We start from the raw sequence: 20,598 nt of genomic DNA, 5'->3' as shown, positions 1-20,598 counted from the left end.
GTTAACCGTCAACAGTCAATTAAACTTCCTCTGACTGGTTGATTCCTTCTGCGGGGACGGGGATGGAGTGGCCGGTGCGACTGCGCCACCAAGCTAGTAGCGTACTGGCAACGAAAATACTCGAATACGCACCCGCAATAAAGCCGACAATCAATGCTAAAGCAAAGTATTTGAGGGTTTCGCCGCCAAACAAAAAGATTGAAAACAACGTCAGCAGCGTGGTAAACGTCGTGTTAATTGACCTTCCCAGCGTCTGCATGACAGCATCATCGACAATTTGATCGATCGACTGTCCCGGATTTAGCTTGATTACTTCCCGGACGCGATCGTAAATTACTACTGTATCGTTAACAGAAAAACCGATAATTGTCAAGAGAGCGACCACAAATAAACTGTCAACTTCCACTCCTTGAACTAAACCCAAAATTGAGAAAATGCCAAGCGTAACCAACACGTCGTGGAAGAGAGCCACAAAAGCAAAAAAGGCGTAATCCAACTGAAATCGGAACGTTAGATAAGTAGTAATTCCCGCAAAAGAAACCAACAAAGCCAGCAAACCAGAAGTAAACAACTGTTTGCCGAGGGTAGGCCCAACCGTATCTATTTGAATAGATTGAGGAGCAAAAGCGCCTATTTTCTCGCTCAATGCTGTTTGCAACTTAGTCCGCTGTTCGACATCCAAAGTTTTTGTTCGCAGCGACAAACCGCGCTGTTCTTTGCCGATAACTTGAATGCTGCTGCCAGCTAAACCTTGGGTGTCCATGATTTCGCGGACAGCAGCAAGATCGATTGGTTTACAATTTTCCGGTTTCGTGCAGTCGAGTTCAAATTGCAGGCGAGTGCCGCCGATAAAATCTAAACTGGGGCGCAGCGGTGCGCGGATGTCGGGACGAGTCCAAGAAATCGCCATCGACACTATACCTGCGAGGATTATAGCGGCGGAAATACTCCACCAGAGCGATCGCTGTTTGATAACACTGAATTTCATAATTTGAAGGAAGAAGGAAGTTCGGCAACGGATTGTGTAACGGATGTAACGGAATGTAAAAAGGAAGGAAGAAGTTAACAGTCAACTGTCAACTGTCAACTGTCAACTGTCAACTGTTAACTGTTAACTGTTAGCAGTTTTCGACAAATTAGGACAAAACAACTGAGGTTTCCGCAATGCTGGAAAGCTCAATACTACGAACAGCAGAGTGCGGCTGCAAGTGAGCGCAGTAAACATACTCACTAATACGCCCAATGCCAGAGTTACAGCAAACCCTTTAACTAAACCAGCACCCAACCAGAACAAAGCAGCACAAGCAATAACTGTTGTGACGTTTCCGTCTAAAATGCTGGAAAAAGCGCGGTAAAAACCCGATTCTACCGATCGATAAAGCGATTTCCCCGCCCGCAACTCTTCCCGCGTGCGCTCAAAAATCAGCACGTTAGCATCCACAGCCATACCGATGCTGAGCACAAAACCAGCAATTCCCGGCAGCGTTAAAGTTACTCCCAATAGCACGAAGGCTGCCCAAGTTAACAAAGCATAAATTAACAGAGCAATATTGGCAATTACGCCGGGGAGTCGATAGTAACCAACCATGAAAATCAAGACCAAAATTAAGCCGCCGATACCTGCGTTAATACTGCTTTGAATGCTGTCTTTACCCAAGCTAGCGCCGACAGTGCGGTTTTCTACAATTTCGACTGGCACCGGCAAAGCGCCGCCCCGCAATTGCACTGCCAAATCGTTGGCTTCTTGGGTTGTAAAGTTGCCTTGAATTACGGCACTCCCACCACTAATTCCTGTTTGGGCAAATTCAACGCCGACGACTGGGGAACTGATCATTCTTTCGTCTAGGAAAATACCGATACTGCGTCCGGTGCCGGCTAAATTTTTAGTGAGTTGGGCAAATAGTTCGCCTCCTTGGGTATCGAAAACAAGAGCAACGTTCCAGTTGTTCCCAGAGGCCAAGGGTTGAGGTTGAGCGTCTTTGAGGTTTTCGCCACCGAGTCCGCTGCTTTTGAAGAGTTTGGCGATCGCCTCATTGCTTCTTTTCAAAGCAGCCTGATTTTCTTTAATAGCCGCCTCATTCGGGGTAGCTCTCAATTCTGTTTGTTTGAGCAGCAATTCCTGCTGCAACTGCCTCTCAATGCCTAATTGTGCTTCTGTTCCTGGCAGTTGTTCCAGAAATTCTAGCTTGGCGGTGCCGCCCAAGACTCGTTCTGCTTGCTGCGGGTCATTTACTCCGGGCAACTGCACGAGAATTTGGTCTTCTCCTACTGTTTGGACTAATGCTTCGGAAACACCCAAACCGTTGACGCGGTTTTCGACTATCCGCCGCACTGCTTCTAACATTCCCGGCTCAATTTTGGGAATTGTGGGGGTAGTTTTTACCTGAATCGTGAGTTGCGACCCTCCTTGCAAGTCTAATCCCAGCCGCGTCGGAATTGTTACTATTACAGTAATAGCGGCGATGATTAAAACAAAAATTAGGGCTAATATTGAACGTTGTTTTTGCATACTTATAGTAGTTGACAGTTGATAGTTGACAGTTGACAGTTGGTGAGACTGTGGATTCCTGCACGGTTGGGGTAGTTGGCAGTTTACCTGTGACAGTAATTAGTTGGCAGTGGTAATTGGTAATTGGTAATTGGTAATTGGTAATTGGTAATTGGTAATGGCAGCTATCAACTGTCAACTGTCAACTAACAACTGACAACTGACAACTGACAACTGACAACTGACTATTTATACTCGCAAAGCTACCATTTTTTGGACTGCCTCGACAATTTGGTTGGGCTGGACAATTGTCAGTCTTTCCAAATTACCGTTGTAAGGTGTGGGAATATCTTGTGAAGACAGGCGCAAAACCGGTGCGTCGAGTTCGTCAAAAAATCGATCGCTAATCGAAGCAATTAATTCGGCACCGATGCCTCCTGTTTTCATGCACTCCTCTACAATAATTACTTTGTGGGTTTTGCGAATTGATTCGCCGATCGTCTCCATATCGAGGGGTTTGAGAGAAATTAGGTCGATTACTTCGGGATCGTAACCTTCTTTTAGCAGTGCGGGCAGGGCTTGCAGGACGTGGTGCCGCATTCTGGAATATGTCAAGATGGTGACATCTTTGCCTGATCGCACAATTTCCGCTTTGTCTAAGGGCACTAAATATTCTGTTTCTGGCAAGTTTTCTTTGAGGTTGTACAGAAGGACGTGCTCGAAGAACAGAACGGGGTTATCGTCGCGAATGGCTGATTTTAAGAGTCCTTTGGCGTTGTAGGGAGTCGAACAGGCGACTATTTTCAAACCCGGTACTGCTTGGAAATATGCTTCTAACCGCTGGGAGTGTTCGGCGCCGAGTTGCCGGCCCACGCCGCCGGGGCCGCGAATCACCATCGGCATTTTGAAGTTGCCGCCGGAGGTGTAGCGCAGCATTCCGGCGTTGTTGGATATTTGGTTGAAGGCCAGCAGCAAAAAGCCCATGTTCATGCCTTCGATGATCGGCCGCAATCCCGTCATTGCCGCGCCTACTGCCATACCTGTAAAGCTATTTTCGGCGATCGGGGTGTCGAGCACTCTAAGTTCGCCGTATTTGTTGTAGAGGTCTTTGGTGACTTTATAGGAACCACCGTATTGGCCTACGTCTTCGCCGAGTACGAATACAGAGGAGTCGCGGGCCATTTCTTCGTCTAACGCCTCGCGGAGGGCGTTGAACAATAGGGTTTCTGCCATAGGACGTGAAGCAATGATTGCAGGAGGGTCAGATTAGAATCTTAACCTTTTGGGGTGCGGATGAGGATGCGATCGTACATTTGGCACTTGAACCGTGCATAATTGGCCAGACTAATATCATAACTATTTAATTTTGTCAAGCTCCTGCATTATTTATATTTCAGCAAAATGTTTTTGCAACAAATCGTGAATAAATCGATAGCGCCGATCGCCCGTTTTTTGCAGCAACAGTCGATCGCCCGCAGCATCCAGAAAACGCTGGTAATCCCAAGGAATATAGCCGCTAGACCACAGCACGAGGCGCAACATAAAACTTTCAATCCCCGGAATTCCCGGCAACAAAGCACTAATTACCGCAGCCGCAGCACCCGCAATCAATCCCCAAATCGACCCGGAGACTAGGGTGAAAATTAATCCCAAAATCACCCAAATCAGCCCGCCAACCAGCTTAACTCCAAACTGATACTTGCGCTGTTCTTCGTCTGTTTGCAGCCAGCTAGATGGTATGCGATCGAGGTAAAATTCTTGAATTCCTTGCTGTTCCATCCTTCTCGCCAACCATCCCAGCCAGTGGCGAATTTGTTCCGGCCGCAGTTCCCTACCTCTGGGATACTGCTTGACTTGCCCGGTCATTTGGTGGCGAATATAAGCAGTTAACAGATATTTGCGCTGTTCTTCTGCAGAAGTTATGCGCTTCCAAGCTTCAATTAAAATATCGTCGTAAGCCAAAGCCATCATGCTCAAAAGCAAGGGAGCTTTTGCCAATTTCAACAACTCCGGCTCGTGTTCAATGCTGTACCAAAGTTCGCGGCTTCTGGCTTCTAGCAGATAATTTTGAATTTGAGTTTCTGTTAAAGGTTTCAATAAAACTGCTGCTTGCAGGCGAAATCTAGTGGGGCAGTTTTTGTAAGCTTCAAAACTGCTGCAAGCTACTAAATGTTTGGGTTTAAATTCGCTTTCCACAAACTGATTGATTGCTTGAATGCAGCTATTTTGGCGGTGGGTTTCTACTTCGTCTAAGCCGTCGAGGAGAGGCAGCAATTGTTGTTCGGCAAGCCATTTTTTGCCCACTGCAGGAGAGATGCCGTATTTGAACTGAAGTTGAGCAATTAACCAATCGGCGATCGCCCCGGATTCTGCTTTCCATGATCCGAGTTCAAACAGCACTGGTACTGGCAAGCTAGCATCTTTTTGGGCGCGGGAAACTAACACGCGAGCTAATTCTAGCAGCGTCGTAGTTTTGCCTGCACCCGTGGCTCCCAAAATTACCAATTTGCCGCCGGCGCGATCGAACACTTTAGCAATGCTTGCTTTGGGAGGAAGCCGAAAACTCGGACGGTTGCCCGCTTTCACTTCCACATCCCAACAGCGGTTAACACCAACAGGCGACGAGTCTTGAGCAAGGTTAGCCAGCACAGCAGCGTGCAAAGACTGCGCGAGGCCGGCTTGGACTTCCTGCTTCACCTCCTCCAACAATCGATCGCGAGGCGGTTGTAATCTCAGAGGAATCAATTTTGACATTTTATGTACATCGCGCTGAACGCTTACTTTCGCAAATTTGCGCGCAAATAACCCAGAGCAAGATTACCATCAGTATAGGCGTCCAGTATATATTGACTCAAATTATTGCGGCAATTATGGATCTGAAATTTTATCTACAAATCCTGACCCTGTGGCCCGCACTAGGTATTTCCACTATAAATTAACTGGCGATCGCCCCAACTCCGAAACAAAAATTATTAGTATAGATAGAGAGAGAGTTTTTTATGTCATTTACCAACATTCAAATCATCACAGTCAGCTTAGCAGGACTAGCAACAGCAGTGGGAGTGGCTGTTGCAACTATACAGTCGGGTGCGATGAAACAATCCCATCTTCCCCTTGCAGAATCACCGGCCTCCACCAGAAACCAGATTGCAGGGCCCACGAACAACCCTGAATCTCGGCAACCAAAACCTCTGCAAGCACAAACCCAAGCTGCGGAATCTCCGAAATCCCAACCCCAACCTGCAAAAACCCCCGCACTTCAACCCTCGCTAGTTGCAGGAGTCCCTCCGCAAAAAGTTGAGCCCGTAGTTGTTACACCGCCAAATTCGGGTTGTAAAATCACCCAGGCTGTAGTCAGCGATCCGAATCCACCGCTAAATGTGCGATCGATCCCGCAAGTAAGGGGCAGCAACATAGTAGGAAAACTTAAAAATAATACCTTTGTTTCAGTCGCCGAAGAACAAAACGGTTGGCTGCGAATTACCGATCCGCCCGGTTGGATTGCCAAAAACCGCACCGAAAGCAGTTGTTCTAACGTCAACCAGCAGATTAATTTTCTGCCAGGAGGAGATGAGGCGATCGTCAAAGGTCGAATTATCGGCGGCGGCAGCCACTCTTACCGGATTCGCGCCCGAAAAGGTCAAACAATGACTGTTAGGAATCGGAAAGATGTTTTCCCGCAAATTATAACTCCTCGTGGCAAACTTTTAGCAGGAAATCCTTATGAAGGCAATGAAACAGAGTGGACGGGAAAAGTGCCACTTACTGGCAATTATACATTTGAACTAGACTCAAATTTCCGCGGCTATGAATACGAATTTTATGTGCGAGTGCGATAAATGTGCAGGTTCGTAGTAAGGACTTTAGTCCAGATTCTTAACATTAACTATTATTAATTTTTTTTAATAATAAGTCAGAGACCAAGGAGCTAAGCTTTTTCAAAACTATGCTGCTGATACAGACAATGATGAAATAAACAAAGAAAGTCACCGCAAAATCCACTCCTGAGATGAGCTTGAATAAACTCAGCAATGTACCATGAACTAGATATAGTTCAAAAGAATTTTCGCCTAAAAAGTTTAGAAAAATAGAGCGAATTTTGAATTTCCCTAATAAAATTATTAACCCAATTATCAAAATAGCGAAGGAAATACCTATAATATCGTGAGCAATAATATTAATTATAGGAGAATAAATGTTGGCATTAGCACTGGGGGATTTCATCCATACCCATAAATGTAAACATACAATACCAAAGGATAGATATAAAGTAAAAGTTTCAATATAATGATTGAGGTGGTTTTTTACATGAGCAAAAATACTAGATAATTTTGGCTTGTTCCCTGCGAGTAAATTTTCCAACTTTTCAATAATTATTTTGGAGTTTGCTGCTATCCAACAACCAAACGGAAAACTAAAAGAATTATTAACCCAGGTGTCCGGTACTGGTGAAATACCGACAAGTATTGCCGTTAAAAATAAATAAGATGTTTTAGATTTATTCAATTTATTAAGACTAAAAATTACATAAGTAATGCAATACCAAAAAAGAATATATACTATAAACCACATATTCATATCCAAAGTTGAGGGAGCCAAAAATATATTGAGTAAAGAATTCCCAACACCACTTCTTTTATTTAATATAAAATAATCAAATATTAGAATTTTATAAGTCATGGCTAAGATAAATGGTATGTAAACTCTCATTACTCTTTTGGAAAAAAAGTTATTTAATCCTTTTTTTTCAATAGATAGAAAAATTCCATATCCCGAAAGTACCAAAAAAATAGATACACTGGGAAAACCTAGGTGATGAAGAAGAGATAAATAACCCGGATTGCCCAGAGCAAGAGCTACATGATGAACAATGATGATCAGGATGGCAATTCCTTTCATTTGATTAGTCTGTAAAATTGATAACGGTTGCTCTTTTACACTTTTTCTTAAGCTAATTAAAATTAATATAGACAAAATAGTAAATGTAGTTAATATACTCCTATTTTCTACTGCATTATTAACTACCAAAGCTAGTAGATTTTGATTAAAAAACAAATAATTAAACATAAAATGCTCCTGTGGATTTTTAGATTAAGTAGGTAGGCGGAAATAAACTTTGCCTGCTCGTCACAGAATGTAAAGCTATGATAACTGCAAGCGATTGCTTTCTTTCAGATAGCTGTACAGGAAAAGAAACAGAAACTGCTTATAGTATCTACCCTCACGGCAAAAGCGTTTACTATAATCAAGGAATCTCGGAAAGCGAGATATCAAGAATCGCAAATTTCTGCCAATCTTCCGAATCAAAGTGCCACCATTCTGTTGTTATACCAATAAATCCCTGTTTTTTCATCGCATCCTTAAGCACTTGACGATTTTTCCGAGATTGCGCGCTGCCGCCTTGATAATCTCCGTGAGCTTTTTCGGTAAAATCGTCATAGGGCGTTGGCATTTCTAATTCTTTGCCCGTGCGATCGACTAAAGTTAAATCTACAGCAGCACCGCGATTGTGCCGCGAACCCCTAGCAGGATTAGCAACATAGCGCGGATCGGGCATAACTTTCCACATTTGCTCAGTCACAGAAAAAGGCCTGTAGCAATCGTAAACTTTCAAACCCAATCCAATTTTTTCTAAATCTGTTTGAACTAGCGCTAATTTTTGAGCGACAGAACTTCTCAAAGCGCATTTGGCTTGAGAGTAAAGCTTTCGTTTTAAGAAATTGTTCGCAGTGGCGTAGCGGATATCGAGGCGAATGTTGGGATTTACTTTGCGGATGTCAACAAGGCGCGCCCAACTGGGAAGTTGACTCATGAAAATGCTTTCAGGTACTACTGGGTTTGGTTCTGGTTGGGTAATTTGCACTTGTGGCGGCTCCTGGGCGCGGACAAATATTGTATAATTGAGTGCGGTTGTAGATAGTAATGTTATAGCGAATACAATTAAATATTTGGTAAATCGGTTTAATTTCATAACTCGGTTCAGTGCATATTTAATAGAGTTTTTACATTTTATATTTTGGGGAATTTTCACGCTTTTCGTGTTATTTTCCTGCCCGCCAGACCGACAGGGGTTGAAACCCCCGGCGGAATCTTCGACTGTCAGACTATCCGACAAGCGCGAGAACGATCGCTCTCTTGTAGTTGTTAATTATCCTCAAATTCCCAAGCGCTGATACACTAAATCTAAATGCCTCAATTGATACTGCGGATCGAAGCAATCATCAATTTCTTTGCTTGTCATTTTAGCTGTTACGCGATCGTCCTTAGCAATCAAATTGTAGAAATCGCCCCCTGGCTTGTTCCAAGCTTCGTGAGCGCAAGATTGGACAATTGTGTATGCGTCTTCGCGACTCGTGCCTTTTTCTACTAAGGCTAACATCACCCGCTGGCTGAAGATTACCCCGCCGTAAAGGTTCATGTTGCGCTTCATGTTTTCGGGATAGACTAGCAGGTGTTTTACTAAGTCTGTGGCTTCGACTAACATGAAGTGAGTTACTGTAGAACTGTCGGGCAAAATCATCCGTTCTACGGAACTGTGAGAGATGTCTCTTTCGTGCCAAAGCGCCACGTTTTCTAAGGCTGCGACGGCGTTGGCGCGGACAATTCTTGCCATCCCCGTGAGTCTTTCGGAGCGAATTGGGTTGCGTTTGTGGGGCATGGCGGATGAGCCTTTTTGCCCTTTGGAAAAGAATTCTTCGACTTCGAGCACGTCGGTGCGTTGGAGGTTGCGGATTTCTACTGCAAAACGCTCGATCGATGCGGCTAACAGTGCTAGGGTTTGGACGTATTCGGCGTGTCGATCGCGCGAAATGACTTGAGTCGATGCACAATCGGGTTCGAGTCCGAGGTTTTGACAGGCTATGGCTTCTATTCGCGGATCGATATTAGCATAGGTTCCGACTGCGCCGGAGATTTTGCCGACTGCAATGGACGATCGCAAATTCACCAATCGGGCGCGGTTGCGAAACACTTCGGCCAGCCATCCTGCTAGTTTAAAGCCAAAGGTGATGGGTTCGGCGTGAATTCCGTGCGATCGGCCAACCATCACAGTATTGCGGTGTTGTTGGGCCTGATAGCGAATAGCTTGACTCAAATCTTCGACACGTTCTAACAAAATATCGACACTAGCGACTAATTGCAGCGCCAAAGCAGTATCGAGCACATCGGAACTGGTTAAGCCGAGGTGAATGTAGCGGCCGGCATCGCCCACATATTCGTTGACATTTGTCAAGAAGGCGATCATGTCGTGGCGGACTTCGGCTTCAATTTCGAGGACTCGTTTGGGGTCAAAATTAGCCTTAGCTTTGATTTCTTCGACTGCGGCGGCGGGGATGTAGCCGAGTTCGGCTTGAGCTTCGCAGACAGCGATTTCTACTTGCAGCCAGGTTTTCAGTTTGGCGGTTTCAGTCCAGATGTTGCCCATTTCGGGCAAAGTGTAGCGCTCTATCACGGTGGGAGTTGGGGAATGCGATCGTCCTATTGTACCTCTGCGCGGCATCCGTCTTCAGTCGGGAGGGGGAATTTCGGGCGATCGAACTATCCCTCTTCTGAATTTGAATATTTCGTTTGTTTCGGATATTGCGTTTATGGCACGGTAAGTGTTATCGTGAAGGAAACAACCAAGTATATGCCGGCCAAATACTTGCAAACCCCTTTCAGCAATGGTCGCACAGGTTTTACCCAATCGCAGCCTCAGTCTGCTGAGCAATGAGCAATAAAAAATGGTTGTGTTAAAATCAGGGGTTTAAACCCCTGATTTTAACACAGACTGACTTTCTGCTTTCGATCGAAAAAAATCAAATCAAAAAAGAAATTCATTATGTTGAGCCAAAAAGCATCGCTTGAGTCCGTTTTGGTTCAAGAACAAGAAAAAGAATCAATAGCTGAATTAGAGCGGATTCTTAACCTCGATCCTTCGCAAGCAAAATTAGTGGGAAGCAACGGAGAAGAGATTCTTATTCCTGAATCTGTATATCGTATGTTGTGTCATATCGTTCATATGATGGCATCAGGTCAGCGCATTTCTATAATGCCTCACAATTGCCAGTTGACAACACAAGAAGCTGCTGAGATTTTGAAGGTATCTAGACCCTTTCTAATCAAGTTACTAGAAACAGGAGAAATTCCCCATATCAAAGTTGGTTCACATCGACGAGTGACTTTCCAAGACGTAATAAATTATCAAGAACAGCGGAAAGTAAAGCGTCGCCAAGGGCTGCAAGAACTAACCCAATTTCTTCAGGATGAGGGGTTCTACGAAGATGGGGTGTGCGATCTAGCTAAGTAAGATGGATGTTTCTTCTGTTGTTCTAGATTCCTGCGTCATCTTCCCTATGCCTTTATGCGATACGCTGCTGCGTGCTGCCGAGGCTGAGTTGTACAGCGTTCACTTTTCACAAGAAATTCTAGATGGTGCTACCCGCAATCTTGTAAAAAAAGGCATAATGACAGATGTCAAAGCAAAATATTTTCAGGAACAGATTAAATACTCCTTTCCTGAAGCAATTGTCAAAGTGCCTGCAAGTTTGGTGGAAGCAATGACAAATCATCCGGGCGATCGTCATGTTGTAGCTGCTGCGATTGTCGCAAATGCTCAAATCATCGTTACAGATAACCTCAAACACTTCCCAAAGGAGGCTTTGGAACCTTATGGCATTGAGGCACAGCACCCGGATGTATTTCTAAGTGAGCTTTTCGATAATAACCCTGAGTCAATCGTTGAAGTAATTCGGCAGCAGGCTGAGGCTCTAAAAAACCCTCCTTGTACTGTTGCCGAAATTATTGAAAAATTAGAAAAAAATAATAGGGTACACGAATTTGCTAGTAAAACTCGTTTCTACGAATACTTTGATTTTGTAACAGAAACTGCGAAACAAGCCTTACGGAAGATTGGAGAAGCTGCACCCGAAGGTGGTCGATGTTATGACGGGGAAAGATATCGACTCTGGATGAAAGGGCCAACTCTAACAATTACGGCTAAAGACGGTAGAGGAGAAGTTATTCGAGTTCAGAATGAGGAAATTGAGTGTAATATTTCATCGGAAGATGTCAAAATATTCCAAATATTTGCTCAACGCTTGGAGCAAGAATTAACAATAAATAGAATTGAGGCTCGACAATCAGATTAAGCAGAAGCTCAAGAAAATAGAAGAATGAATAGCCCTTACAGTCTCATCATCCAGTGGTCAGAAGAAGATCGACTTTTTGTTGTCAGTTGACCGGAGTTTACCGATGTCATGCAGCCTTGCACTCACGGACACACTTACGAAGAAGCGGCAAAACACGGACAAGAATTGTTAGAAACATTGATTGAACTCTATCAAGAAGATGGCAAACCTCTACCAGAACCTCAGACTTTGGGGAAACGATTACAGATTGCGTAAAGTTGTTATACAATTTCTGCTACCATTTACCATAAACACCAACTAAAAACCTATGACTTCTCAAGCCTCCAACCCAAATGTCCAAGACCTGCAAAGACAGGTGATTGCCCTGTTACAAGAAGTTAGCACTCTGATGGGTCGCGCTAGCAAAGAACTTAAGTCTGAGGATAGCTCAGAAAACAAGTACCAGATATATCAACAGGAAATTGAAAAGGAGATTGGTACAGTCACAGACCTAAAACTCAGAATGGCCATTGCCGCACCGATGAATGCTGGCAAATCCAAAATTATTAATGCCATTATTGGTCAAGAACTCCTGCCAAGTTCTGCTACAGCGATGACCACACTGCCAACAGAGATTGTATTAAAAGAAAATGCAGCAGAGCCGATTCTAAAATTGAGTCCTGGAATTTGTGAAGCATTTAAGAAAGCATTGGATGCTATCAGGCTGAAAATTGAGCAGCAAGGGATGGAAGAAGTTCTTAAGCATACTGGTGAATATCCGCATTTAGCAAGTTTACTCCAAGAAATTCACAGTGATACAGATTTTGGGATTTCCGAAGAAATCTATGGCAGTAAGAATATTAACAAGATCCTGACAGAGTTGAATCATATTATCCGTCTTTGCAACATTCTGGCAGTATCCCAAGATCAAGATCCTCTCCAGTTGCTCAATGACAATGACATTCCATCTATCGAAACTCCTTTTTTCATAACACAGCAAAATCAACAACTAGAGAAGCTAGGTAATCTTGTAATCGTTGATACGCCTGGGCCAAGTGAAGCCGGAGTCAGCGAAAAACTAGAAATTGTAGTTTCCAAGCAACTTAAGCGTAGCCAACTTGTGCTGCTTGTCCTGAATTTTACTGAATTGAGGGCTGAAGCAGCCGAAAAAATTAAAGCAGAAGTTCAAAAAGTTATCAGAACAAGCAGTCAAGAAAATTTATATGTTTTAGTTAATAAAATCGATGAGCGTCGTCGAGGTGACATAGATACCGAAATGGTAAAACAATTTGTTGCTAATAACCTCAAACTGGGCGACACAGACCACGTATTTGAAGTTTCGGCTAGGCAAGCATTCTGCGCTAAGGATTTTCTCCGTCAATCATCTCTCAGTAGTCAAGATATTAAAGATCCTGAAGCTGCCGAAGCATTAGCTAGAGAATTCTGGCCTGTTAATTGGGAGGATGAACTGAAGGAGGCAACTGTAGATAAATTACAAAAGATAGCGGTAAAACTTTGGGAAGTATCAAAGTTTGAATCTTTTCTGGAAGAAGCAATTAATGTAATTTTGCTACAAGTTGCCCCCCGCTGCATGGAGTTTGCATTGAATCGTTGTCTTATTCATTTAGATGATTTATGTAATAATGCAAAAAATGATCTGATTTACATTAACAGTAATGCTGAAAAGCTCCAGCAAGCAATTAAGGATCTTAACAAAGAGCTTTCTAGTCTAGCTGCTTGCCGTAAGAGTCTAGATGAAGAGGTTGCCAAAACAAAAAAGCAAATAAACGAAACCGTAAATGCCAACCTAGAAAAACTAAAAAAAGATGGAAAAAAAGAACTTGATATACTCTTGAAAGATTATGTTTGGGACTCTGCTATAACATCTTTTTCTACTGCCTTTAACGACTTTTTAAATAGAGATAAAAATGAGTTTAAAAATAAGGATGAATTTGAATTTAATAATAAGCAAGATGCCAAGTTATTTGCTGAAAAAATAGTAGCCTCAGCAAATAAAATTATTGAGCGTCAATTGAATGTCGCGTCTAAAAAGACGGAAGAACAGACAAAAGACAAGATCCAAGAATTATCCAAGTTACTAGATAGTCGAACTAAACCTATTATTGAAGGCGCTCAAGTTCGCTTAAACAAAGAGTTTGATGTTACTTTTAAGCCAGATACACTCAAGTTAGTTGATATTTACATAGAAGTGAATACCCCTGATCTTGAATTCAGAGGATATGGGTTATCTGATTTACTCGCAGCATTTTTAGAAGAAGCATTTGGTAATTTGTTTGTGCAGTTTGCTGCTGGCTTAGTGGCAATGGTAGCTAACAATCCAATACTGAGCACAATTTATGGTTTCGTTAGCACCGTTTTTGGTTGGTTGTTCCGTGTGGACTTAAACAAACATCTATATAAAGAAAGATATACAGTTAACATAATCCTTTTCCAGGCTGAAGTAGTTAAATTATTTAATAATAAAATCGAAGAAATTCAAAAACAATCTAACCGATTGATTGACCAATCTTTTGATGAACCAATTCAAATGTATTTTGAGGCTCTAGACTCTATTTTAGGTGATTATAGGAAGGATTTGGAGCAATCATTAAAAGCTCAAGCTTTACCTTTAGAAACACTGAAAAAATTAAAGCAAGCGCTTGAATCATTTTCAGTAGGTAATGATAAATTACAGGTGGATAAGTTGAAAGAGAAGGCTAATGAACTTCTGAGTCAGACAAAACCATTAATAGCAAGCTGAGATGCGCTTACGTTTTTTACTAATTTAAGATTTCTGGAACAGGAACTTATTCACTAAACTAGCTTTGTTCACAGCAATATCAGTCAAATATGGAATAAGTGCAAAACCGATACACTCTGCCAATCGAGGCGGCACGGCATTTCCAATTTGCCACATTGCCTTTTTCATAGAACCTTCAAAAATAAATGAATCCGGGAAACTTTGCAATCTAGCCATTTCGCGAGCTGAAATAACGCGGTTGAGATAAGGATGAATATGAGTGCCACCATGATTTTCTTTAACAGTCATACTCGGTTTTCCCGGATACTGTCGCTTGAAAGCATCGGCGTAGCTTTCATACAAAGAACCGCCTGGTGGAACTTTAGCAAGTCTTTCCATGTACTCAACAGAATGACGAGTCCATTCGTGGTTGATTTCTGGTATGGGACTATACTCTGGTAAATCATCAATTGCTGACTCAATCGCTTTGTATTGTTCCGGCAAAAATTGCGGCTTCGGATAGGGATTTTGCATCCCAAATCTATTGGCAATAAAAATTGCTCGCGGCCGGATTTGCGGGACTGCATAGGTTGCGGATTCCAGAACAGCAACGGACATATTGGGATAGCCAATTTCCTGAAAAGCCTCGCAAATGGCTTGCTTAACAGCTCCTTTTTGTATAGTCAATATTCCCGGTACGTTTTCCATGACAACATACCAAGGACGTATTTCAGAGACAACGCGGACAAACTCTCTAAATAAGCGATTTCGAGGGTCGTTGGGGTCGCGTTTTCCGGCTACTGAGAAGCCTTGACATGGTGGCCCGCCTGCAACAACATGAACTTCTGGCGAACCAATTTCAGCGAGCAACTGTTGGGGATTTAAGTTTTTTATATCGTCGCACAAGTGATGGCAATCGGGAAAGTTTTTTGTATGAGTTGCCGAGGCGATGGGATTAATTTCAACACTTGCTACTGGTCGGAAACCTGCTTGCAATAAACCTTGGGTCATGCCGCCCGCACCGCAGAAAATATCGACAAATGTATAGTCTGATTTGGGCAGCGACTGAGATTCAATATCAATGAATATCTTGTAGGGGTCGCAGTCATTTGCTTCGAGTTCGCGTTGGATGCGTTCGTAACGCCCTAATTTTGCTTTCTTCTGCTTTTTGGCAGGAATTGGTTCTTCCTCTTTTAAGAACAAAGACAGTTGTATTGCTTCCATTTTATATTTGTTTACTGCGTTCTATCTGATGTTGCCCACTTGGGGCAGGTGTAGGGATCGATCGCGCTTGGAGTCGGAGAGTGCGATCGTCCTATTGTACATCTGCGCGGGGATGCAAGACTCAGAAACCCTGTTTCTGAAAGCAACCAGGTTTTTGTAGTTTGGGCGATCCGCTACAATATGCTAAACTTCGTTAGCTGGCATTCTTCTCTATTCGCCAATAAATGGTTCCAAATGAATAGCCATTAATATTTTGGTTAGACTTCGCCCTTGAGTGCATTTACTCAAAAAGTATTGCGGTTTTCAGGGTTATTCGCTAGAATAGCCAACCTGTCAAGTAAAAACCTCCCACCAACGAGACAGACATTTCCCACATCCGCTTATGACCATTCCCTATACTCCACCTTGGCTGCTGAACAACGGCTTATTAATGACGTTGTACACCGCATTAAGGGCTAGTCGCCGTTGGGAAAAGACGATCGCTTACCCAGAGCCCCCTTACCGAGAACACATCTTTACTGGTGCCTGTGGAGTCCCGATTTTCGGCTGGGTTGCCATCCCCGAAAATCCTCGATATACCATCGTCGGCACTTACGGCATTACTGGCGATTTGGATAATCAATGGTATCTCAAGCTACTAGGCCGTAAAGCCTATGCCCAAGGCTGTGCAGTGGTATTATTTGACTGGCGAGCTCACGGCAAAACTGCCCAACTCTCTCCCACCCTGACTTCTGATGGCCTATACGAAGGCGAAGATTTCGTTCGGATTGCTGCGGCTGCTAAAGAAATGGGATGTCCCGCGCCTTTTTGGTTCACGGGTTATTCCCTGGGCGGACAATTAGCCTTGTGGGCCGTAAAATCAGCTCAGACGATCGCAGATTGGGGGCCGGACTTAGGGCTCGAAGAGTCAGAACTAGCAGGCGCGGCGGTGATTTGCCCCAGCTTGGACTCCAACCGTTCTCTGTCTTATCTAGTTAAAGATGAGTGGGGGAAATTTTTAGAAAAAGCGATCGCGCGACAGTTAAAAAAACTAGCAAAAAATATCGCCGCATCGCATCCGGGGGCGATCGATCCTGCAGCTATTGAACGCGCCAACAGCATTTGGGGCTTTGACCACGAACTGGTAATTGGCCCGTTAGGTTTCTCCTCTGTGGAAGAATACTATGAGGCTAGCAGCGCTCTACACATTTTGCCTCACCTCAAAAAACCCACTTTCATCCTCTATGCAGCGGATGATCCGATGTTTGATCCAATTCTTGTCTCTGAGTTGCAAGCCATTAGCGCGAACAATCCTGCCTTAGAATTAGTGGTGACAGCCTACGGCGGTCATGTTGGGCATATCAGTAGTAAACGTTGTCAGCATCAATTTGGTGATAGCGATCGGTGGTGGGCATGGAATCGGATTTTACAGTGGTTCGATGCCTTGAGTGTTGATGAAGATTATCAAATAAAACCTTAACACTCCTCGGCAATAGTTGGGGGGAGGAAAGGATTAGGTGGTTTAATCCCTCCAGTCCAGAACGTTAAAACTATTTCCCAAAAACACTAGACATCAGGGCAAAAGCTGAATGGCTTAGTGGGACACAATTGTGCATAATTTGCATAGCCAGTTGACTTAACCTCGATGTGAGGACAGCATAAGGATTAGAAACAATTTTAGTTAAAAACTGGTGAATAAATATCGATTAATTTATTCGTTTTTTTGACGATTGTGTGAGCTATTAACTAGGTAAAACTAAAGCTCCAACTCTCAATCTAATCAAACTGCAAATTGCGATAATTACTCTCTCGTAATTCCTTTTTCTTAACCGAAATTTTTATTGATCCACTCGAAACCAGCATTGTAGTGGGGTGGCATCTTCGCGTTAAATTCCCACGTCCTTGATTGATTCTCTCGTCTTCGGCAACAAACAGCACCGCGTCGTACAAGCTCTTATTTTAGTTTAGAGACGGGGCGATCGTATCAAAACCAAAGAAACCGGGTTTTTTGCCGTTGCTATCGGTGGTAACTCACATCCTGCACCACTTCCAATAACCGCCAGGGGTTGAAACCCCTGTCTCATAGCGAAAGAAAGTCCTCTAAAGAGGACTAAAAGCCTTTTCCTATCAGCTTTTCAGTCCGTTTTAACCGACTTTCGCTGTCAGACGGGGGTTTCAACCCCCGGCGGGTTAAAGAGAATGGCGCAAGATGTCAGTTGCAGGGCTGTATTCTCGTCCAAAACCAGGTTTCTGAGTACCCGGGCGTCAATTTTCAGCTTTTAGAGAGATGTAAAAACTCGCCCGATCGCTACACTATGATTAACTAGGAACTCAGCAATTTTGGAGAAGAGGTGAATTGAAATTCGTTTCCGACCCGCAAATAACAGTCAAAATCCGCAAAATGAAAGAGCGGGTGCGGTGGCAAGAACAGTCGATCGTCGATCGGGGAATCGACCAAACTCGGATGGTTTTGGAATCTCCAACCACCGACTCTCCAGAGTTTTCGTTTTTAGTCGCAGGCGACAGCGGCACGGGCAATCACCGCGGCCACAACCCCCAGCGGCAGGTTGCCGAACTGATGCTGGTCGAGGGGAGAACTTGCCGTTTCGTCCTCCACACGGGCGATGTAGTTTATCTCGTAGGTTCCAGCGAATATTACTTGCAAAACTTTATTCGCCCCTACCGAGAATTTATAGTCGGCGGCGAGCATCCTTCTCGGATTGCTTACGATCGCATGGTGTTTAGCTTTCCCTTTTTGCCCGTACCGGGAAACCACGACTATTACGACTTGCCCATAGTCTACGGCATTCTGTCGGCGACAGCCTTACCGCTGCGCCGACTGTTGGGTTCCAAGTTGGATCTCGATGTCGGCTGGCACGGTTCCGATCGCGGAAATGCCTACGCCAAAGCCTTTCTCGACTACCTGCAAGCTCACAAAATGCCGGGAGAACTCGATCGCCACCTAGACGCCCACTACACCGCCAGCACCAGCACAGGCCGCTGCCTCCGCTACCAACCCGGAAGCTTTACGCGCTTACCCAACCGCTACTACACCTTCTGCAGTGGCGGCATCGACTTCTTCGCCCTCGACTCCAACACCTTCAACGAACCATTACCGATCCCGAAAACCAAACAGGGCGACATTCGCCGCCAGAATTTGGAACTCGATCGCCAGAAATTGGAACAAGAAAAATTGGCAATGCTCGAAATGTGCGATCGGCTGAACCCCGAAATTCCTTCTGAAGCCGAACAGCTAGACGACTTGAGCGCCAAATTAGAGCAACTTGACGAAATGCTCATAGATATTGACAAACAACTGTCGTCCCACAAAACAGCCGCCACCGACGTTGAACAGCTCGAATGGCTGAAAAAAAGGCTGATTGACTCTTGGCGCGATTCCGAGGTGCGGGGGCGGGTAATTTACCTGCACCATCCCCCCTACGTGACAGAGGCGACAAAGTGGAATCAAGCTCAAACTTTGGCGGTGCGGTTGCGATTGCGCGAGGTGCTCGACGCGGTGGCCGATGCAGTTGGGGAAGTAGCGCGGGGGCGTCCGCTAGTAGATTTGGTGCTGACTGGCCACGCTCACTGTTTGGAATACCTGCGGACTGGGAATACCGGACACGGCGACTCTGGGATTAATTGGATTGTCTGCGGGGGAAGCGGCCACAGTCTCCGCCGCCAGCGCCCGGAAGGGCCGATGTTGCAGGAACCATCGAGTCCAGAAGCTTATCGATTGGGGCGTGAGGGCGGGCGATCGCAAAAAGGCGATCGCCCGATAGCGGAATCTTTGCTATTTGTCGGCCGCAGCGGCCAAGGTTCCCACAAACGCCGTCCTTATTCGTGTTTGCGGATTGATGTTCTCGACGGGAGCCCCCCCAAGTTCCGCATCCGACCTTTGGTTGTCGAACGATTTGAGGGGAAATGGCACGAGATCTCGATCGAACCTTTTGTAATTTAACGAATGAAGTTGCCCTCATGATCGGGTTTTGCCGCAGCAAACGGCTTAATTCCTCAGCTTGAAACTCTCAAGATTCTCTCTCAAACCCGGAAATCTTCAATAGACTCGCATTGCATTCATTCGATCGCCATAACAGGAAATTATCTGCGTTAATGGGCGTTAATCTGCCTTGCATCTGCGATCGATCTATCAATCAAAGATTAATGCAATACAAGTCTCATCTTTGCACTCAACTTAATTCAGGAAAAAAACTCAATGATTGCTAACTTAACCGCCACCGGCTGGGAAATTATTTACCACCGCGCCCACGCTTTGCTCGCGGCCCAACTTGGCGGACAGTGGAAGCGCTCGAAATCTCCGGTTCGCCTTTACGAAACCATAGCAGCGATTTCGCATCACGACGATTTGGAGAAAGAATGGGAAGAAAATATTTTGACAGAAGCGGGCGCGCCCTTTGATTTTACCTTGCAGACCGAAACTTCACTGCCTAAAATTAAAGCCATGACGCAGAATGCCCTATATCGCGGTAGGTGGGTAGCAATGCTGATTTCTATGCACATGAGCTTTCTCAATGAAGGAAAGCGGGGAGAGTCGAAGGAACTCGACGAGTTTTTGGACGAACAACTGGAAAATCAAAAAAAATGGCGCAAAGAGTTGAAAATTTCCGAGGAAGATGCTAAGGCAGCTTATGCTTTTTTCCAGTGGTGCGATCGGCTATCATTAATTCTTTGCAGCCGCGAGTTACCCGCCGGAGAACGAGCTTTAGAAATTAGTGTCGGCCCGGACGGCAAGCGCTACGATATTGTACAGAACAGCAACGAACTCGTGACTGTAACTCCTTGGCCTTTTGAAGAAGATAAATTTACGGTGAACGTCGAAGCGTGCCTTTTGGATAAAGTCAAGTTCGACAGCAACCAGGAAATCAAGGAAGCGCTGCACAAAGCTCCGCGCGAAGTCTTAGAGTGGACTTTTGTCAAGTCTTAATTAAACCTCTAGCACAAATACTGCACGTTCTAGGTTTGTAGCGAGAACTTAAGTCCCAGCGAGTTTTATGAAAACTGAAGTTCTCACTACAAACCAATTTGATTGTTGCCGATTG

The 20,598-nt window shown here is 44.5% G+C and carries 16 protein-coding genes; 8 read left to right on the top strand and 8 right to left on the bottom strand.

Translation table 11 applies throughout. From position 1 onward, the window contains the following. Positions 1-19 precede the first annotated feature (19 nt). From secF to QUA58_RS22090, 4 genes are all read right to left on the bottom strand, one after another. Complete coding sequence (secF, locus tag QUA58_RS22105) at positions 20-988, bottom strand: protein translocase subunit SecF (protein ID WP_333395971.1); 969 nt, start codon at positions 986-988, stop codon at positions 20-22. 123 nt (positions 989-1,111) lie between these two features. Beyond that, positions 1,112-2,509: a protein translocase subunit SecD gene (secD, locus tag QUA58_RS22100; RefSeq protein WP_333395969.1), complete on the bottom strand. Its 1,398-nt coding sequence runs from the start codon at positions 2,507-2,509 to the stop codon at positions 1,112-1,114. A 228-nt stretch (positions 2,510-2,737) separates the two neighbouring features. After that, positions 2,738-3,721, bottom strand: a complete 984-nt coding sequence (locus tag QUA58_RS22095) for an alpha-ketoacid dehydrogenase subunit beta (RefSeq protein WP_333395967.1) — start codon at positions 3,719-3,721, stop codon at positions 2,738-2,740. A gap of 153 nt (positions 3,722-3,874) precedes the next feature. Next, entirely contained in the window at positions 3,875-5,242 is a 1,368-nt protein-coding gene (locus QUA58_RS22090) for an NACHT domain-containing protein (RefSeq protein WP_333255945.1), read from the bottom strand. A 245-nt stretch (positions 5,243-5,487) separates the two neighbouring features. On the opposite strand from QUA58_RS22090, the gene QUA58_RS22085 reads away from it, so the two are divergent. After that, a complete protein-coding gene (locus QUA58_RS22085; protein WP_333395964.1) occupies positions 5,488-6,327 on the top strand; it encodes an SH3 domain-containing protein in 840 nt (279 codons plus the stop codon). Between the two features lie 43 nt (positions 6,328-6,370). Here QUA58_RS22085 and QUA58_RS22080 read toward each other — a convergent pair whose 3' ends face one another. The 3 genes from QUA58_RS22080 to purB form a co-directional block, all read right to left on the bottom strand. Continuing rightward, positions 6,371-7,555 (bottom strand): acyltransferase, encoded by a 1,185-nt coding sequence (locus QUA58_RS22080; protein WP_333395961.1) that lies wholly within the window; start codon positions 7,553-7,555, stop codon positions 6,371-6,373. A gap of 178 nt (positions 7,556-7,733) precedes the next feature. Continuing rightward, entirely contained in the window at positions 7,734-8,459 is a 726-nt protein-coding gene (locus QUA58_RS22075; RefSeq protein WP_333395958.1) for a M15 family metallopeptidase, read from the bottom strand. 183 nt (positions 8,460-8,642) lie between these two features. Beyond that, positions 8,643-9,938 carry an adenylosuccinate lyase gene (gene purB, locus QUA58_RS22070; RefSeq protein WP_333395977.1) on the bottom strand — a complete coding sequence of 432 codons (1,296 nt, stop codon included), beginning with the start codon at positions 9,936-9,938 and terminating at the stop codon, positions 8,643-8,645. Between the two features lie 369 nt (positions 9,939-10,307). Between purB and QUA58_RS22065 the strand changes: the two genes are divergently transcribed. The 4 genes from QUA58_RS22065 (at position 10,308) to QUA58_RS22050 (ending at position 14,356) form a co-directional block, all read left to right on the top strand. Beyond that, the gene (locus QUA58_RS22065; RefSeq protein WP_333395957.1) at positions 10,308-10,775 is read left to right on the top strand and encodes a helix-turn-helix domain-containing protein; all 468 of its coding nucleotides are present in this window, start codon (positions 10,308-10,310) and stop codon (positions 10,773-10,775) included. Position 10,776: 1 nt separating this feature from the next. Beyond that, a complete protein-coding gene (locus QUA58_RS22060) occupies positions 10,777-11,616 on the top strand; it encodes a PIN domain-containing protein (protein ID WP_333395955.1) in 840 nt (279 codons plus the stop codon). Positions 11,617-11,724: 108 nt separating this feature from the next. Next, positions 11,725-11,871: a type II toxin-antitoxin system HicB family antitoxin gene (locus QUA58_RS31620; protein ID WP_445301894.1), complete on the top strand. Its 147-nt coding sequence runs from the start codon at positions 11,725-11,727 to the stop codon at positions 11,869-11,871. A 52-nt stretch (positions 11,872-11,923) separates the two neighbouring features. After that, the gene (locus QUA58_RS22050) at positions 11,924-14,356 is read left to right on the top strand and encodes a dynamin family protein (protein ID WP_333395952.1); all 2,433 of its coding nucleotides are present in this window, start codon (positions 11,924-11,926) and stop codon (positions 14,354-14,356) included. A 24-nt stretch (positions 14,357-14,380) separates the two neighbouring features. On the opposite strand, the gene QUA58_RS22045 is transcribed toward QUA58_RS22050, so the two are convergent. Next, positions 14,381-15,559 (bottom strand): DNA cytosine methyltransferase, encoded by a 1,179-nt coding sequence (locus QUA58_RS22045; RefSeq protein ID WP_333395950.1) that lies wholly within the window; start codon positions 15,557-15,559, stop codon positions 14,381-14,383. Between the two features lie 382 nt (positions 15,560-15,941). On the opposite strand from QUA58_RS22045, the gene QUA58_RS22040 reads away from it, so the two are divergent. The 3 genes from QUA58_RS22040 to QUA58_RS22030 all read left to right on the top strand — a co-directional run bounded on the left by QUA58_RS22040 (position 15,942) and on the right by QUA58_RS22030 (position 20,483). Continuing rightward, positions 15,942-17,018, top strand: a complete 1,077-nt coding sequence (locus QUA58_RS22040; RefSeq protein ID WP_333395947.1) for an alpha/beta fold hydrolase — start codon at positions 15,942-15,944, stop codon at positions 17,016-17,018. A gap of 876 nt (positions 17,019-17,894) precedes the next feature. Beyond that, positions 17,895-19,499 (top strand): metallophosphoesterase, encoded by a 1,605-nt coding sequence (locus tag QUA58_RS22035; protein ID WP_333395945.1) that lies wholly within the window; start codon positions 17,895-17,897, stop codon positions 19,497-19,499. 255 nt (positions 19,500-19,754) lie between these two features. Then, a complete protein-coding gene (locus QUA58_RS22030) occupies positions 19,755-20,483 on the top strand; it encodes a DUF3891 family protein (RefSeq protein WP_333395944.1) in 729 nt (242 codons plus the stop codon). The last annotated feature ends 115 nt before the right edge of the window (positions 20,484-20,598 follow it).

This window comes from Microcoleus sp. N9_A1, from assembly GCF_036701795.1.
In the GTDB taxonomy this organism is placed as follows: domain Bacteria; phylum Cyanobacteriota; class Cyanobacteriia; order Cyanobacteriales; family Microcoleaceae; genus Microcoleus.
The sequence above is the reverse complement of the archived record's forward strand: the minus strand, read 5'-3'. Positions and strand labels throughout refer to the sequence as shown.

Excerpts from the sequence above, each read along its gene's own strand:
- QUA58_RS22050 (WP_333395952.1), top strand. The coding sequence starts at position 11,924 with ATGACTTCTCAAGCCTCCAACCCAAATGTCCAAGACCTGCAAAGACAG.
- QUA58_RS22045 (WP_333395950.1), bottom strand. The coding sequence starts at position 15,559 with ATGGAAGCAATACAACTGTCTTTGTTCTTAAAAGAGGAAGAACCAATT.
- QUA58_RS22090 (WP_333255945.1), bottom strand. The coding sequence starts at position 5,242 with ATGTCAAAATTGATTCCTCTGAGATTACAACCGCCTCGCGATCGATTG.
- secD (WP_333395969.1), bottom strand. The coding sequence starts at position 2,509 with ATGCAAAAACAACGTTCAATATTAGCCCTAATTTTTGTTTTAATCATC.
- QUA58_RS22085 (WP_333395964.1), top strand. The coding sequence starts at position 5,488 with ATGTCATTTACCAACATTCAAATCATCACAGTCAGCTTAGCAGGACTA.
- QUA58_RS22095 (WP_333395967.1), bottom strand. The coding sequence starts at position 3,721 with ATGGCAGAAACCCTATTGTTCAACGCCCTCCGCGAGGCGTTAGACGAA.
- QUA58_RS22075 (WP_333395958.1), bottom strand. The coding sequence starts at position 8,459 with ATGAAATTAAACCGATTTACCAAATATTTAATTGTATTCGCTATAACA.
- QUA58_RS22060 (WP_333395955.1), top strand. The coding sequence starts at position 10,777 with ATGGATGTTTCTTCTGTTGTTCTAGATTCCTGCGTCATCTTCCCTATG.
- QUA58_RS22065 (WP_333395957.1), top strand. The coding sequence starts at position 10,308 with ATGTTGAGCCAAAAAGCATCGCTTGAGTCCGTTTTGGTTCAAGAACAA.
- QUA58_RS31620 (WP_445301894.1), top strand. The coding sequence starts at position 11,725 with ATGCAGCCTTGCACTCACGGACACACTTACGAAGAAGCGGCAAAACAC.
- secF (WP_333395971.1), bottom strand. The coding sequence starts at position 988 with ATGAAATTCAGTGTTATCAAACAGCGATCGCTCTGGTGGAGTATTTCC.
- QUA58_RS22080 (WP_333395961.1), bottom strand. The coding sequence starts at position 7,555 with ATGTTTAATTATTTGTTTTTTAATCAAAATCTACTAGCTTTGGTAGTT.
- QUA58_RS22040 (WP_333395947.1), top strand. The coding sequence starts at position 15,942 with ATGACCATTCCCTATACTCCACCTTGGCTGCTGAACAACGGCTTATTA.
- QUA58_RS22030 (WP_333395944.1), top strand. The coding sequence starts at position 19,755 with ATGATTGCTAACTTAACCGCCACCGGCTGGGAAATTATTTACCACCGC.